A 15,775-nucleotide genomic window follows, 5' to 3' on the forward strand; every position below is an offset into this window, starting at 1 on the left:
AAGAAATGAATTAATCGGTATTTTTTTGACATTAGATTCATTGATAGTGCTATGGAATGCTTGTGCCATCAGAAGCAGTTACAGCGTGAGAGAACGTGATGGTAAAGATTCCCTGTGTATTAATGCGCGGTGGTACATCGAAAGGCCCGGTGATTCTGGCCAGTGATTTACCGCAAGATAATCAACAGCGTGACGAAGTGTTGCTGGCCTTGATGGGTTCCGGCCATGAGCTGGAGATCGATGGTATTGGCGGCGGCGCGCCACAAACCAGTAAAGTCGCGATTGTCAGCAAATCGACCCATCCCGAGGCGGATGTCGATTACCTGTTTGCACAGGTGATGGTCAAAGAGCGCCGGGTTGATACCACACCCAACTGCGGCAACATGCTGTGCGCGGTGGGGCCGTTCGCGATTGAACATGGGCTGGTGAGCGCCCGGCATCCTACCACACGGGTACGCATTCGTAACCTGAATACCGGGACGATGGTGGATGCCGACATCCACACGCCACAACAATGCGTCGAGTACGACGGCGAGACTGAAATCGACGGAGTACCCGGCAGCGCGGCACCGGTCGGCCTGACTTTTCTGAATTCCGCTGGCAGCAAAACCGGCAAACTGTTTCCCACCGGCAACGTACGCGATGTGTTTGATGGCGTCGCGGTGACCTGCATTGATATGGCGATGCCGATGGTGCTGATCGATGCCCGTTCATTAGATAAGACGGGTAGCGAATCGCCGCAGGCGTTGGAAACGGATCAGGCGTTTATGCAACGACTGGAACATATCCGTTTACAGGCCGGGCAGGCGATGGGGCTGGGTGATGTCAGTAATAAAGTGATCCCCAAACCCGTATTACTCAGTCCACCGAATGCCGGTGGCACGATTCAGGTGCGCTACTTTATGCCGCACAACTGCCATCGTTCGCTGGCGATTACCGGGTCTATTGGTATTTCCACCGCCTGTGTCGTTGAAGGCAGCGTGGCGCAGGATGTGCTGTCAGAAAAAGACAGAACAGCGTTCCTGGAAAACGTCAATATTGAACACCCTAGCGGAAAAATCGCCGTGTCGCTGATGAAAAATGGTGAGCGTCACGAAGATATTCGTGCTTCGGTTATTCGAACGGCAAGAAAGTTATTTGTCGGTAATGTTTATGTTCCTTCATACGCTCTGGAAACGGAAGATATTTAAGAATAATTAATGTAATAACTCGTTGTTTTATTTCCCCTGTATCCCTAAAACTATATTGTGAGGTTATTATGAGTGCAATTAAGGCGCCTACATCACAAAGCCAGGAAGCATCCGTGAATATTACGCAATACATGCGTGTCATCTTCGCACTGGCCTTTTCCGGCCTGGCTGAACTGGCCTCTTTATTTTTTATTCAGCCATTACTCCCGGTATTGGCTAAAGATTATGACATTCCAGTCAGCCAGGTGAGTATTATTCTGTCAGCAGAAACCGCCATGCTGGCTATCGGGTTGTTGTTTACCGGCACATTGGCCGACCGTTACGGACGTAAACGTCTGATTGTGGTATCGCTGATGCTGGGTGGCCTGCTGACGCTGATTTGCCCGCTGGTTAAATCCTGGGCATTGCTGGTGATGGTCCGTGGTGTGATTGGTCTGTCATTAAGTGGTATCGCGGCTGCAGCGACAGCGTATATCAGTGAAGAAGTCGCTCCGGTAGTCGCCGGTGTGGTGACCGGGTATTTTGTATTTGGTAACTCGATTGGCGGTATGTCTGGCCGCGTGGTTGCCAGCCAGTTGATTGGGCATGTATCTATTGATGTCATTTTCTATGGTTTTGCCCTGACATTGATGTTTGCCGCACTGCTGGTTGCTATGGTTCTGCCTGCATCGAAAAACTTCAAAGCCAGTAGCAGCCTGAATTTTTCTTACATCGTTAAAGGCGCTCAGGCACATTTCAAAAATAAAAAGTTGTCACTGATGTATGTGGTTAGCTTCATTATTTTTGGTGTGTTTACCTCTTTGTATAATTATCTGGCCTTCTATCTGGCGCGTGAGCCTTTCAATGTTTCTCATGCCAATGCCGGGTTGATTTCCTTTAGTTTCATCATGAGCTTTTTTACTGCACCACAAGCAGGGCGTTTGTCACAAAAATACGGCGCACTGAAAGTGTTGTCCGCGTTATTCATGATTATGATAGCCGGTATGTTGCTGACGTTAACCGCTAATCTGCCTGCGTTTGTGATGGGTGCCATTCTGTTTACCGGTTGTTTCTTCGGTTGCCACTCGATTGGATTAAGCTGGGTCAGTAAAAATGCTACCCATGCGCGTGGTCAGGCAACGGCACTGTATCTGTTCTTCTATTATATGGGCGGCTCCGTCGTCGGTTATTGCAACGGGCTTATCTTTTCGGCCGCAGGCTGGCTGGGTATGACCGCATTTATCATTACGTTGCTGATTGGCGGTATTTTGGTGGCGACTTACCTGAACGGTATTCAACGCGTAAATTTAGTCGCGGCGCAAAGCAATAAATAATCCTCTGTAATGAATCATCGGGTAAGTCATTACCCGATAATCCACATACCAGAAAAGCCTGAGAAATAAAAAAGGGATACCGCTGCTGAGGAATGTTTTCCGGCCGGTACAGAATCACTATTGCACGAACACCGGGTGTCATTATGAAACTTGCAAGTTATCGCCATCAGGGCAAAAACAGTTACGGGATCCACACACCGGCAGGGCTTATCGATTTGGGCAGCCGTCTCGGTGACCGCTACGCCGACCTGAAAGCCCTGCTGGCCGGGCAGGCGCTGCACGAAGCCGCCGCCTTCCAGACCGACACGCCGGATGTCGCCGTCGCCGACGTCACCTTCCTGCCGGTCATCGTCGCGCCGTCCAAAATCCTCTGCGTCGGCATGAACTACGCCGACAAGCGCAAGGAGTTCAACGAGCTGAACCCCGCACCGACCCTGTTCGTGCGCTTCGCCGACTCCCAGACCGGCCACGGCACCCCGGTGCTCAAGCCCCACTACTCCAGCGAGTTCGACTATGAAGGCGAGCTGGCGGTCATCATCGGCAAAAACGGCCAGAACATCCACCGTGACGACGCGCTGTCCTTTGTCGCCGGGTACAGCTGCTACATGGACGGCTCCGCCCGCGACTGGCAGCACAGCTGGTTCACCGCCGGCAAGAACTGGCAGAAGACCGGTGCCTTCGGCCCCTGTCTCACCACCCGGGACGAAATCCCCGACCCGCACGCCCTGGCCATCCGTACCTTCCTCAACGGCCGCATGGTGCAGGACGACAACACCGCCAGCATGATCCACAAGGTGGCGGACCTGATTGAGTACATCAGCACCTTCACCGCGCTCAGCGCCGGTGACGTCATCATCACCGGCTCGCCGGGCGGTGTCGGCAAGAAGCGCACCCCGCCGCTGTTCCTCAAGCCGGGCGACAGCATCGAGGTGGAAATCGAGAAGGTCGGCCACCTGCGCAACACCATCGGCGAGGCCGTCCGGCCGGTGACCGCCCCGCGTGCCGCGTCCGTGGCGGCCGGGCACTGAATCGTTCCCGCTGCCGGGTGACCGGCGGCGTCAGCCCCGCGGTGACGGGGCCCAGCAACAAGCAGGATAACCGTTATGTACGCCGATGACGACGAGAGTGTTACGTTTGCCACGCTGGATGCGCGCGTCCCGTCCCCCACGCTGGTGGCGATAACCGCGCTGCTGGCGCGCTGCCAGCTGGACCGGGACCAGGACGTCGAGTTTTTTGTGGCCGGCACGCATCACGGGCGGCTGGTGGCCTGTGCCGGGCTGTGCGCCAGCACCATCAAGTGCGTGGCGGTGGACCCCGACTTTCGCGAGCTCAGCCTGGGGGCGAAGGTGGTCAACGAGGTGGTGCAGCTGGCGGCCGAGCGCGGCCTGTTCCACCTGTTTCTCTACACCCGTCCCTGCAACGTCACGGCGTTTCGCGGCTGCGGCTTCTACCCGATTGCCTGCTATGACGACCAGGCGGTGCTGATGGAGAACACGCCGCTCGGCATCAGCCAGTACTGCCAGTCGCTGGCGGCCGAGGTACGGCCGGGGCGGGACATCGGGGCCATCGTGATGAACGCCAACCCGTTCACGCTGGGGCACCGCTACCTGGCCGAGCAGGCCGCGCAGGCCTGCGACTGGCTGCACATCTTCGTGGTGCGCGAGGACGTCTCCTTCTTCCCGTTCGCCGAGCGGCTGGAGATGGTGCGCCAGGGGGTGGCGGACATCCCCAACCTGACGGTGCACGCCGGGTCGGAATACCTGATTTCCAAGGCCACCTTTCCGGGCTATTTCCTGAAGGAAGCGGCGCTGATAAGCCAGGCGCACGCGGCGCTGGACCTCATCATCTTCCGCCAGTACATCGCCCCGGCGCTCGGCATCACCCGGCGCTTTGTCGGCACCGAGCCGTTCTGCCCGGTGACGCACCAGTACAACCAGGACATGCACCACTGGCTGGAGCAGGACGGGCGGGTGCCCGCCCCGGCCCTGACGGTGGTGGAAATCGAACGCACGCGCGAGCACGACGGGCAGGCGATATCCGCCTCGGCGGTACGGCGGCTGCTGCGCCAGCGCCAGTTCGACGCCATCCGCCAGATTGTGCCGGCGACGACGTTTGCGCATCTGCAGCGCTATGGCGAGCTCGCCTGCGCGTGACGTGTTTTTAATGTATCAGGCAGGAAAACCAACATGAAAATTATCAAGGAAGCCCTGGCGGGCACCTTTGAATCCAGCGACCTGCTGGTCCGGGTGTCCCCGGCGCAGGGCCCGCTGACGGTGGTGATAAACAGTGAAGTCATCAAACAGTTTGGCGCACAGATCACCCGGGTGGTGAACGACACGCTGAGTGCGCTGGGCGTCGAGTCCGGCACCGTCGTGGTGGAAGACAAGGGGGCGCTGGACTGCGTCATCCGGGCCCGGGTGCAGAGCGCCGTGCTGCGTGCCGCCGATGTGGATCAGATTGACTGGGAGAAACTGTGATGAGCACCACGCAACCGAAAAAACTGCGCCGCAGCATGCTGTTCCTGCCGGGTGCCAATGCCGCCATGCTGTCCAACGCCTTCATCTACCAGCCGGACTCCATCATGTTCGACCTGGAGGACGCGGTGTCGCTGCGCGAGAAAGATACCGCGCGCCTGCTGGTCTACCATGCGCTGCAGCACCCGATGTACCGGGATATCGAGACGGTGGTGCGCATCAACCAGCTCAACACCCCGTTCGGGCTCAGGGACCTGGAAGCGGCGGTGCGTGGCGGGGTGGATGTCATCCGCCTGCCGAAGACCGACTCCACCGACGACGTCGACGAGCTGGAGCACCACCTGGCGCGTATCGAGAAGGCCTGCGGCCGTGAAGTGGGCTCCACCCGCATCATGGCGGCCATCGAGTCGGCGGTCGGGGTGATCAACGCGGTGTCCATCGCCCGCTCGTCCGAGCGCATGATTGGCATCGCGCTGGCGGCGTTCGACTACGTGATGGACATGCAGACCGAGCGCGGGGACGGCACCGAGCTGTTCTACGCCCGCTGTGCGGTGCTGCATGCCGCCCGTGCCGCCGGTATCGACGCGTTTGACGTGGTGTACTCCAACGTCAACGACGAAGAGGGATTCCTGAAGGAAGTGGAGCTGATCCGCAAACTGGGCTTCAACGGCAAGTCGCTGATCAACCCGCGGCAGATTGAACTGCTGCACAACGCCTACGCGCCGACCCAGGACGAGGTGGACTACGCCCACCTGGTGATCAGGGCGGCGGAAGAGGGCGAGCGCGCCGGACTGGGGGTCATCTCGCTGAACGGAAAAATGATCGACGGCCCGATTATCAACCACGCCCGCCAGGTGGTGGAGCGTGCGCGGGCCTCCGGCGTGCGCCAGTAGGCACGGCCCGGTTAACCGACAGATTCTGCACGGGCCGGCCGGTGGCGGGAGCGCGCCCCGGCGGGCCGTCGCAATGACAGGATGAGAGCATGAGTAACTTTATTGAAGCACTGCAGAAGCAATACCCGGAAAAAAGTCCGCTGCAACCGTTCGTCAGTGCCAACCACCGTACCCCCTGGCTGGATGACGTCACCGAAAAACACCAGCGCAAGCTGTGTGCCGACCTGGAAGACGCCATCCGCAAGAGCGGGCTGCGGGACGGCATGACCATCTCCTTCCACCACGCGTTCCGTGAAGGGGACAAGGTGATCAACCACGTGGTGGAGACGCTGGCCCGGCTGGGCTTTAAGGACCTGACGCTGGCGTCGAGCTCGCTGATGACCTGCAACGCGCCGCTGATCGAGCATATCCGCAACGGGGTGATCCGCCGTATCTACACCTCCGGCATGCGCGGCAAGCTGGCGGACGCGATTTCGCACGGGCTGATGAAAGAGCCGGTGCAAATCCACTCGCACGGCGGGCGGGTCCACCTGCTGCAGAGCGGGGAGCTGACGATAGACGTGGCGTTCCTCGGGGTGCCGAGCAGCGACGAATTCGGCAACGCCAACGGCACGTCGGGGAAATCGCGCTGCGGGTCGCTGGGCTACGCGATGGTGGACGCGCACTACGCGAAGACGGTGGTGCTGCTGACGGAAAGCCTGGTGCCGTTCCCGAACATGCCGGCCAGCATCGTGCAGGACCAGGTGGACTTCGTGGTGCCGGTGGAGGAAGTGGGCGACCCGGCGAAAATCAGCGTGGGGGCGGCGCGCGTGACCAGCAACCCGCGCGAACTGCTGATAGCCCGCCGGGCGGCGGACGTGATAGCCCATTCCGGCTACTTCAAACCGGGCTTTTCCATCCAGACCGGCTCCGGCGCGGCCTCGACCGCCTGTACCCGCTTTCTGGAAGACCGGATGCAGAAGCAGGGGGTGACGGCGCGCTTTGCACTCGGGGGCATTACCGGCAGCATCGTCGACCTGCACGAGAAGGGGCTGATAGAGACGCTGCTGGACACCCAGTGCTTTGACGCCAACGCGGCGGCATCGCTGGCGAAAAACCCGAAACACGTGGAAATCTCGACCAACGTGTACGCCAACCCGAGCGCCAAGGCGGCGTGCTGCGACCAGCTGGACGTGGTGATTTTGAGTGCGCTGGAAATCGACACCCAGTTCAACGTGAACGTGATAACCGGGTCGGACGGGGTGATGCGCGGGGCGTCGGGCGGGCACTGCGACGTGGCGACGGCGGCGAACCTGACCATCGTGGTGGCGCCGCTGATCCGCAGCCGTATCCCGACGGTGGTGCGTCAGGTGACCACCTGCGTGACACCGGGCAGCGCGATAGACGTGCTGGTGACGGACCACGGTATCGCGGTGAACCCGTCGCGTCCGGACGTGGCGGCGCGGCTGACCGAGGCCGGGCTGAGCGTGATGGCTATCGAAGAGCTGTACCAGCGGGCGATAGCGCTGGTGGGCGAGCCGAAGGCGATTGCGTTTCACGACCGCATCGTGGGGGTGATCCGCTACCGTGACGGCAGCGTGATCGACGTGGTGCGTCAGGTGAAAGAGGACAACGCGTGAGCGAGGCAGTGACAGATACTGCGGTCAGCGTCTCACTGGACAGCCTGCTGGCGGCGAAGGAGCGCCGCCATGCACGCCAGCAGCAACTGCTGGCGTTGCACCAGTCGACGGTGGTGTCGCTGACGCTGGTGACGCCCGGTGCGGTGAAGGACTCGGCGCTGTACCGGCGGGCGATGGGGGAGGCGGTGGCGGCGTTCAACGACCTGTGCCAGGCCCGGGGATGGGCAGTACGTGAGCAGCAGCTGCACTGGCTGGAGACAGGGTCGGAGGCGTTCTGGGTGATAACCAAGGATGCGCTGAGCGTGAAGGCGGCGGCGATTGCGCTGGAAGAGCAGCACCCGCTGGGGCGGCTGTGGGATTTTGACGTGTTCTGCCCGAAGGCCGGGTCGGTGAGTCGAACGTTGCTGGCGCACGATCACCGCCGGTGTCTGCTGTGTGATGAACCGGCTCATCACTGTTCCCGTAGCCAGCGTCACACGCTGACGGCGGTGGTAGGGCGTATTGACGACATGCTACATGGCTGGTTTGACGCACGCTGATTTCAATCCTCTGATCTAAAACCTGTTTTTATTTTGGCGTTAATTACGCATTCATTACCATTGCATGGTAAGAGGAGTTGTCATGTTAGAACAGTATAATGCCCATATTGCAGAGCGACGTGAAATGGGCATTCCGCCCAAGCCGTTAACTGCACAGCAGGCGACAGATCTGGTCGCTCAATTATCTGCTGCTGAAAATCAGTCATCTGGCGATATTCCAGCGTGGCTTGACCTGCTGACATACCATATTTCCCCCGGCGTTGATGATGCGGCACAAGTGAAAGCCGACTTTCTGGGGAAAATAGTGCGTGGTGAGCTAACTATTGCGGCAATTTCTCCGATTGCCGCTGTGCGTTTATTGGCGACGATGCAGGGTGGCTATAATATTCAGCCATTAATTGATGCGCTCGATAATAATGTGTTAGCCGAAGAAGCGGTAAAGGCGCTCAGCCATACGCTGCTGATATTTGATTATTTTGGTGAGATTGAAAAGAAAGCCGGGCAGGGGAATGCCGCTGCACGGCGGGTATTACAGTCCTGGGCCGAGGCGGAATGGTTTAGCGCCCGTCCGGCACTGGCGGAAAAAATCACGCTGACGGTATTTAAAGTCGCGGGTGAAACCAACACCGATGACCTGTCTCCGGCACCGGAAGCCTGGTCACGCCCGGATATCCCGCTGCATGCGCTGTGCATGCTGAGCGTGCCTCGTGATGGTGTCACGCCGGATAAACCGGGGTCTATCGGCCCGGTGGCGCAGATGCAAGCCCTGAAAGCGCAGGGGCATCCGCTGGTGTATGTCGGTGATGTGGTGGGCACCGGTTCATCGCGTAAATCCGCCACTAACTCGATTCTGTGGCACATCGGTCAGGATATTCCGTTCGTACCGAATAAACGTGCCGGTGGGGTGGTGCTGGCCGGGAAAATCGCGCCGATTTTCTTTAACACACTGGAAGACTCCGGTGCGCTGCCAATCGAGATGGATGTGACCTCGCTGTCGACGGGGGATGTGATCGATGTGTATCCCTATCAGGGTGAAGTGCGTCGCCATGATGACAATACCCTGATCACCCGCTTTAGCCTGAAAACCGACGTGCTGCTGGATGAAGTGCACGCGGGCGGACGTATTGCGCTGATCGTTGGCCGCAGCCTGACTGCACGTGCCCGTCAGTCGCTGGGGCTGGCCGCAAGCACGGCATTCCGTTTGCCTCAGGCACCTGCCGAGTCATCACGCGGCTATACGCTGGCGCAGAAAATCGTGGGTAAGGCGTGTGGCGTTGCCGGTGTTCGTCCGGGGCAGTATTGCGAGCCGCGCATGACCACGGTGGGCTCGCAGGATACCACTGGCGGCATGACACGTGATGAGCTGAAAGATTTGGCCTGTCTGCAATTCTCTGCCGATCTGGTGATGCAGTCGTTCTGCCATACATCGGCTTACCCGAAACCGGTTGACGTCAATCTGCATAAGACCCTGCCGGATTTTATCACCCAGCGTAATGGGGTATCGCTGCGTCCGGGTGATGGCATTATTCACTCCTGGCTCAACCGGATGCTGGTGCCGGATACCGTCGGTACCGGTGCTGATTCTCACACCCGCTTCCCGATTGGTCTGTCTTTCCCCGGCGGTTCAGGGCTGGTGGCGTTCGCGGCGGCAACCGGCATCATGCCGCTGGATATGCCAGAGTCGGTACTGGTGCGCTTTAAAGGGCAGATGCAGCCGGGCATTACGCTGCGTGACCTGGTCCATGCCATCCCTTACTTTGCTATCCAGCAAGGGTTGTTGACTGTGGCCAAGCAGGGTAAGAAAAACATCTTCTCTGGCCGTATTCTGGAAATTGAAGGTCTGGCCGGATTAAGCGTCGAGCAGGCGTTTGAACTGGCGGATGCCTCGGCCGAGCGCTCGGCGGCGGCCTGTACCATCAAGCTCGAACAGACGGAAGTGGAAACCTATTTGCGCTCGAATGTGGCGTTGCTGCGCACCATGATAGAAGAGGGATATCAGGATGCACAGACGCTGGCACGGCGCGTTGAACGCATGGAACAGTGGCTGGATGACCCGCAGTTGCTGGAAGCCGACGCCGATGCCGAATATGCCGCTGTTATCGAGATCGATCTGGCAACCATCAAAGAGCCGATTCTGTGCGTTCCCAATGACCCGGATGATGTGAAAACCCTCTCCGACGTGGCAGGAAACCGCATTGATGAGGTGTTCATCGGTTCATGCATGACCAATATTGGGCATTTCCGTGCGGCAGGTAAACTGATGTCGCAACATCAAGGGGATATCGCCGCCCGGCTTTGGCTGGCACCGCCCACACGTATGGATGCCCACCAACTCAGCGATGAGGGCTATTTTAGCCAGTTCATTAAATCAGGCGTGCGTATTGAACCGGCTGGATGCTCGCTATGTATGGGGAATCAGGCCCGCGTGAAAGCCGGTAGCCATGTGGTTTCCACCTCGACGCGTAATTTCCCGCATCGTCTGGGGACGGACGCCAGTGTCTATCTGGCATCGGCTGAACTGAGTACGGTAGCGGCGATACTGGGTCGGTTGCCTACGGCGGCGGAGTATTTGCAGCAGGTGGCGGTTCTGTCCCAGTCTGCGTCAGATATTTACCGCTATTTGAACTTTGCTGCACCGGCAGACCCGGCGGCAGGAAAGCGTATTCCGGTACAGGCTGTTTGATCATGCTGGCCCGCATTGATGCGGGCCATTTTTAATGCCGGTTTGTCCGGCATGACCCCCACTGTTACCTCCGCTTTATTATCCGCTTTCATCACCTTGCTTTTATGGTGTTGCCGACATGTTGCAACACGATACCGTATCGATTTATTCGTCTGCTCGTTATTGTGTTGGGTTGTTAATGTCTCGGTAACGGCAGGTTGCCGGAATGAAATGAGGCTGACACGACGAGACATGACAACCGGCGGATATCGCTATGTATTTACATGCATAGCGAAAGTCTGAGCATAAATACCCATAAAGGGGGTGAATGTACTATTAAAACCGTAATTCTTGATTTTGCTCAAAATCTCCTCGTGGCGTGTTGTTAGATTCCTCGCAACAAAAAAGACACATAAAATGATAGGGAAAAACATGCAAGTTAATCGAAGGGGCTTTTTTAAAGTCTGCGCCGGGGGAATGGCAGGGACTACACTCGCTGTTTTAGGGTTTACACCCACGGAGGCGATGGCCTCGGTCCGCCAGTACAAACTGTTGCGGGCGAAAGAAACCCGCAATAACTGCACGTATTGCTCTGTAGGCTGCGGACTGCTGATGTACAGCCTGGGCGACGGGGCAAAAAACGCCAAACCCGCCATCTTTCACATCGAAGGGGACCCGGATCACCCGGTCAGCCGTGGCTCGTTGTGCCCGAAAGGGGCCGGTCTGGTGGATTACATCCACAGCGAAGGCCGCCTGAAATACCCGGAATACCGTGCGCCGGGTTCAGACAAATGGCAGCGTATCAGTTGGGATGAGGCGATCGACCGTATCGCCCGGCTGATGAAAAAAGACCGTGACGCCAACTTTGAGCGTGTTAACGCTAAAGGCACGCTGGTCAACCGCTGGCTGACTACCGGGATGCTGTGCTCCTCTGCCGCCAGTAATGAAACCGGTATTCTCGACCAGAAGTTTGCCCGTTCGCTGGGGATGGTGGCTATCGATTGCCAGGCGCGCCTGTGCCACGGCCCGACCGTTGCCGCGCTGGCACCGACTTTCGGCCGTGGGGCGATGACCAACAACTGGGTGGACATCAAAAACGCCAACGTGATCATCGTGATGGGTGGCAACGCGGCGGAAGCACATCCGGTTGGCTTCAAATGGGCGGTGGAAGCCAAAACCCACAATGACGCCAAACTGATTGTGGTTGACCCACGTTTTAACCGCTCTGCCGCCGTAGCTGACCTGTACGCGCCGATCCGCGCCGGGTCGGATGCCGCTTTCCTGCTCGGTGTCGTCAACTACCTGATCACCCACGACAAGATTCACCACGAGTATGTGAAGTCTTACACCAACGCCAGCCTGATCGTGCGTGAGGATTTCAGCTTCGACGAGGGGCTGTTCAGTGGTTATAACAGCCAGACGCACCAGTACGACAAGAGCAGCTGGCAGTACGAGCTGGGGGCGGACGGTTTCGCCAAACGGGACATGACCTTAAGTCATCCGCGTTGCGTGTGGAACCTGCTGAAAAAACATGTTTCACGCTATACGCCGGAGATGGTGACCTCGCTGTGTGGCACACCGGCGAAAGCCTATGAAGAGATTTGCCAGTCGCTGGCCAGCACCTGTGTGCCGAACAAAACCGCGACTTTCATGTACGCACTGGGCTGGACGCATCACACCAACGGCGCACAGATCATCCGCTCGGCGGCCATGATCCAACTGTTACTCGGCAACATCGGTATGGCAGGCGGCGGCATCAATGCGCTGCGTGGTCACTCCAACATTCAGGGGTACACCGACCTGGGGCTGCTGAGCCTCAACCTGCCGGGTTACATGCCGTTGCCGTCCGAAAAACAGGGTGACCTGAAAACCTACCTCAGCCAGATAACACCGGATGCGCTGTTGGCGGATCAGGTTAACTACTGGAAGAATACGCCGAAGTTTTTCATCAGCATGATGAAGAGCTTCTGGGGTGATAACGCGCAGTCCTCCAACAACTGGGGTTATGACTGGCTGCCGAAGTGGGACCGCAGCTATGACGTCATGGCCCAAACCGAACTGATGCTGGACGGCAAAATGAACGGCTACATCGTTCAGGGTTTCAACCCGCTGGCCGCGTTCTCCAACAAGAACAAGGCTACCGCCGCGTTATCGAAACTGAAATACATGGTGGTGATCGACCCGCTGGCGACCGAAACCTCCACCTTCTGGCAGAACCACGGTGAGTTTAATGACGTGAATTCGGCGGAGATTCAGACCGAAGTGTTCCGTCTGCCATCGAGCTGTTTTGCCGAAGAAAACGGTTCTATCGCCAACTCCGGGCGCTGGCTGCAATGGCACTGGGCGGCGGCTGAGCCACCGGCTGAAGCGCTGCACGACGCGAAGATCCTCGGGCGCCTGATGACGCGCCTGCGTGAACTGTACCGTGAAGAGGGCGGTGTGTGCCCGGAACCGGTGCTGAACATCAACTGGAACTATCAGGACCCGGAAGACCCGACACCCGAAGAGATCGCCCGTGAATCCAACGGGATGGCGCTGGCGGATGTGTTCGACGATAAAGGCAATCTGCTGTTGAAAAAAGGCCAGCAACTGGCGGACTTCTCGCAACTGCGTGACGACGGCACTACCGCCAGCTTCTGCTGGATTTACGCCGGGAGCTGGACCGAAGCCGGTAACCAGATGGCGAACCGCGACAATACCGATGTCGGGCTGGGGTGTACGCCGGGTTGGGCGTGGTGTTGGCCGCAAAACCGCCGCATTCTGTATAACCGCGCCTCGGCGGATTTGCAGGGCAAACCCTGGGACAGCAAACGCAAACTGCTGGAATGGACCGGCCAGAAATGGAAAGGCATCGACGTACCAGACTTTGCTGCCACGGTAGCGCCGGGCAAAGACACCATGCCGTTCATCATGTTGCCGGAAGGCGTCGCCCGGCTGTTCTCAATGGATAAGCTGGCGGATGGCCCGTTCCCGGAACACTACGAACCGATAGAAAGCCCGATCGGCACCAACCCGCTGCACCCGGCGGTGGTATCGAACCCGGCGACACGCCTGTTTGCGCGTGATGCCAAAACCATGGGCAAGGCGAGCGATTTCCCGTATGTCGCCACCACTTATTCCATTACCGAGCTGTTCCGTCACTGGACCAAGCATGCACGTATGAATGCGATCATCCAACCGGAGCAGTTTGTCGAAATCGGTGAGAACCTGGCGAAAAGCAAAGGAATTCAGGCGGGCGATATGGTGAAGGTCTCCTGCCAGCGTGGTTACATCAAAGCCAAAGCGGTGGTGACCAAGCGTATCAAAACATTGACCGTGGCCGGAAAAGCGATTGAAACCGTCGGTATTCCCTGTCACTGGGGATTCGAAGGGACGACACGTAAGGGATTCCTGGCGAATACCCTGACGCCTAGCGTCGGCGATGCCAACTCGCAAACGCCGGAATACAAGGCGTTCCTGGTCAATGTGGAAAAGGTGTAAGGGTAAAACGTTATGTCAATGCAATCTCAGGATATTATCCAACGTTCGGCCACCAGTAGCCTGACGCCGCCGCCACAGGTTCGGGATGATAAAAGCGAAGTCGCCAAACTTATCGATGTCACCACCTGTATCGGCTGTAAAGCCTGTCAGGCGGCCTGTTCCGAGTGGAACGACATCCGTGATGACGTCGGTCACAACGTGGGGGTATACGACAACCCTACCGATTTGAGCGCGAAATCCTGGACGGTGATGCGCTTTTCTGAAGTGGAGAGCGAAGACCGTCTGGAGTGGTTGATCCGTAAGGACGGCTGTATGCACTGTGCCGAGCCGGGTTGCCTGAAAGCCTGCCCGTCAGCCGGAGCCATTATTCAGTACGCCAACGGTATCGTCGATTTTCAGTCTGAACACTGCATCGGCTGTGGGTACTGTATCGCCGGGTGTCCGTTCAATATTCCGCGCTTAAACAAGCAGGATAACCGCGTCTACAAATGTACGCTGTGTGTCGATCGCGTCAGCACCGGTCAGGAACCGGCTTGCGTGAAAACCTGCCCGACTGGCGCGATTCATTTCGGTACCAAAGAAGAAATGAAGAACGTCGCGGCTGAGCGTATCACGCATCTGAAAAAACGCGGTTACGCCAACGCCGGTCTGTATGACCCCGAGGGTGTCGGCGGTACGCACGTGATGTATGTGTTGCATCATGCGGATAAGCCGTCGCTGTACCACAACCTGCCGGATAATCCGAAAATCTCGACGCCAGTGAACCTGTGGAAAGGCATTCTCAAGCCGTTATCCACGCTGGGCTTTGTCGCCACCTTCGCCGGGTTGATGTTCCACTACATCGGTATTGGCCCGAACACGGAGGAGATAGCACATTCGGATGACGCACATTCGGATAAAGAACAGGCGCATGAAGGAGACGATAAGCATGAGTAACCCAAAAATGATTGTGCGCACGAAGTTCGCCGACCGTGTTTGCCACTGGATTGTGGTGATCAGTTTCTTTCTGGTGGCGCTGTCGGGGATCGCGCTATTTTTCCCGACGCTGCAATGGCTGACGCAAACCTTCGGTACGCCGCAGATGGGGCGCATCATGCACCCGTTCTTCGGTATTTTGATTGTGGTGTGTCTGGTGCCGATGTTTATCCGTTTTGTCGGTCATAACATCCCGAAACGTCAGGATGTGCCGTGGTTCCTGAATATCATTGAGGTACTCAAGGGCAACGAGCATGAAGTGGCGGATGTGGGTAAATACAACCCCGGCCAGAAACTGATGTTCTGGAGCATCATGGGGTTAACGCTGGTGCTGCTGATTACCGGTGTCATTATGTGGCGGCCGTACTTCGCCCATTTGTTCCCGATAGACCTGGTGCGTTACGCCATTTTGTTGCACGCCACCGCCGCCATTGTGCTGATCCACGCCATTTTGATTCACCTGTACATGGCGTTCTGGGTTCGTGGTTCGATCAAAGGCATGATCGAAGGCAAGGTCTCGGAGAAGTGGGCGCTGAAACACCACCCGCGTTGGGCGCGCATGGTGATTGACAAAGCCAACGAAGCCGACAAAGACAACAAAGCCAAGAAATAAGGCTCCCTGCTGGCGGT

Annotated in this window: 12 protein-coding genes; all 12 read left to right on the plus strand. The window is 57.8% G+C overall.

Going from position 1 to position 15,775, the window contains the following annotated elements:
- The first annotated feature begins 98 nt into the window (after positions 1-98).
- The 12 genes from LF929_RS07720 to fdnI all read left to right on the plus strand — a co-directional run bounded on the left by LF929_RS07720 (position 99) and on the right by fdnI (position 15,758).
- Entirely contained in the window at positions 99-1,190 is a 1,092-nt protein-coding gene (locus LF929_RS07720) for a 4-oxalomesaconate tautomerase (protein ID WP_038904825.1), read from the plus strand.
- Positions 1,191-1,258: 68 nt separating this feature from the next.
- Positions 1,259-2,503, plus strand: a complete 1,245-nt coding sequence (locus tag LF929_RS07725; RefSeq protein ID WP_226093394.1) for an MFS transporter — start codon at positions 1,259-1,261, stop codon at positions 2,501-2,503.
- A 143-nt stretch (positions 2,504-2,646) separates the two neighbouring features.
- Positions 2,647-3,531, plus strand: a complete 885-nt coding sequence (locus LF929_RS07730; RefSeq protein ID WP_210177740.1) for a fumarylacetoacetate hydrolase family protein — start codon at positions 2,647-2,649, stop codon at positions 3,529-3,531.
- Positions 3,532-3,606: 75 nt separating this feature from the next.
- Positions 3,607-4,656: a [citrate (pro-3S)-lyase] ligase gene (gene citC / locus LF929_RS07735; protein WP_210175918.1), complete on the plus strand. Its 1,050-nt coding sequence runs from the start codon at positions 3,607-3,609 to the stop codon at positions 4,654-4,656.
- A 33-nt stretch (positions 4,657-4,689) separates the two neighbouring features.
- Complete coding sequence (citD, locus tag LF929_RS07740; protein ID WP_038904517.1) at positions 4,690-4,980, plus strand: citrate lyase acyl carrier protein; 291 nt, start codon at positions 4,690-4,692, stop codon at positions 4,978-4,980.
- Entirely contained in the window at positions 4,980-5,870 is an 891-nt protein-coding gene (gene citE / locus LF929_RS07745; RefSeq protein ID WP_153509092.1) for a citrate (pro-3S)-lyase subunit beta, read from the plus strand. The genes citD and citE overlap by 1 nt, the downstream gene beginning before the upstream one ends.
- Before the next feature lie 89 nt (positions 5,871-5,959).
- The gene (gene citF, locus LF929_RS07750; protein WP_368678963.1) at positions 5,960-7,489 is read left to right on the plus strand and encodes a citrate lyase subunit alpha; all 1,530 of its coding nucleotides are present in this window, start codon (positions 5,960-5,962) and stop codon (positions 7,487-7,489) included.
- Entirely contained in the window at positions 7,486-8,028 is a 543-nt protein-coding gene (gene citX / locus LF929_RS07755; protein WP_226092915.1) for a citrate lyase holo-[acyl-carrier protein] synthase, read from the plus strand. The genes citF and citX overlap by 4 nt, the downstream gene beginning before the upstream one ends.
- Positions 8,029-8,110: 82 nt before the next feature.
- Positions 8,111-10,711 (plus strand): bifunctional aconitate hydratase 2/2-methylisocitrate dehydratase, encoded by a 2,601-nt coding sequence (locus LF929_RS07760; RefSeq protein WP_226092916.1) that lies wholly within the window; start codon positions 8,111-8,113, stop codon positions 10,709-10,711.
- A gap of 411 nt (positions 10,712-11,122) precedes the next feature.
- Positions 11,123-14,170 (plus strand): formate dehydrogenase-N subunit alpha, encoded by a 3,048-nt coding sequence (fdnG, locus tag LF929_RS07765; RefSeq protein ID WP_226092917.1) that lies wholly within the window; start codon positions 11,123-11,125, stop codon positions 14,168-14,170.
- A 12-nt stretch (positions 14,171-14,182) separates the two neighbouring features.
- Complete coding sequence (gene fdxH / locus LF929_RS07770) at positions 14,183-15,106, plus strand: formate dehydrogenase subunit beta (protein ID WP_038904819.1); 924 nt, start codon at positions 14,183-14,185, stop codon at positions 15,104-15,106.
- Entirely contained in the window at positions 15,099-15,758 is a 660-nt protein-coding gene (gene fdnI / locus LF929_RS07775; protein ID WP_038908447.1) for a formate dehydrogenase-N subunit gamma, read from the plus strand. The genes fdxH and fdnI overlap by 8 nt, the downstream gene beginning before the upstream one ends.
- The last annotated feature ends 17 nt before the right edge of the window (positions 15,759-15,775 follow it).

The organism is Dickeya oryzae (assembly GCF_020406815.2).
Classification (GTDB): Bacteria; Pseudomonadota; Gammaproteobacteria; order Enterobacterales; family Enterobacteriaceae; genus Dickeya; species Dickeya oryzae.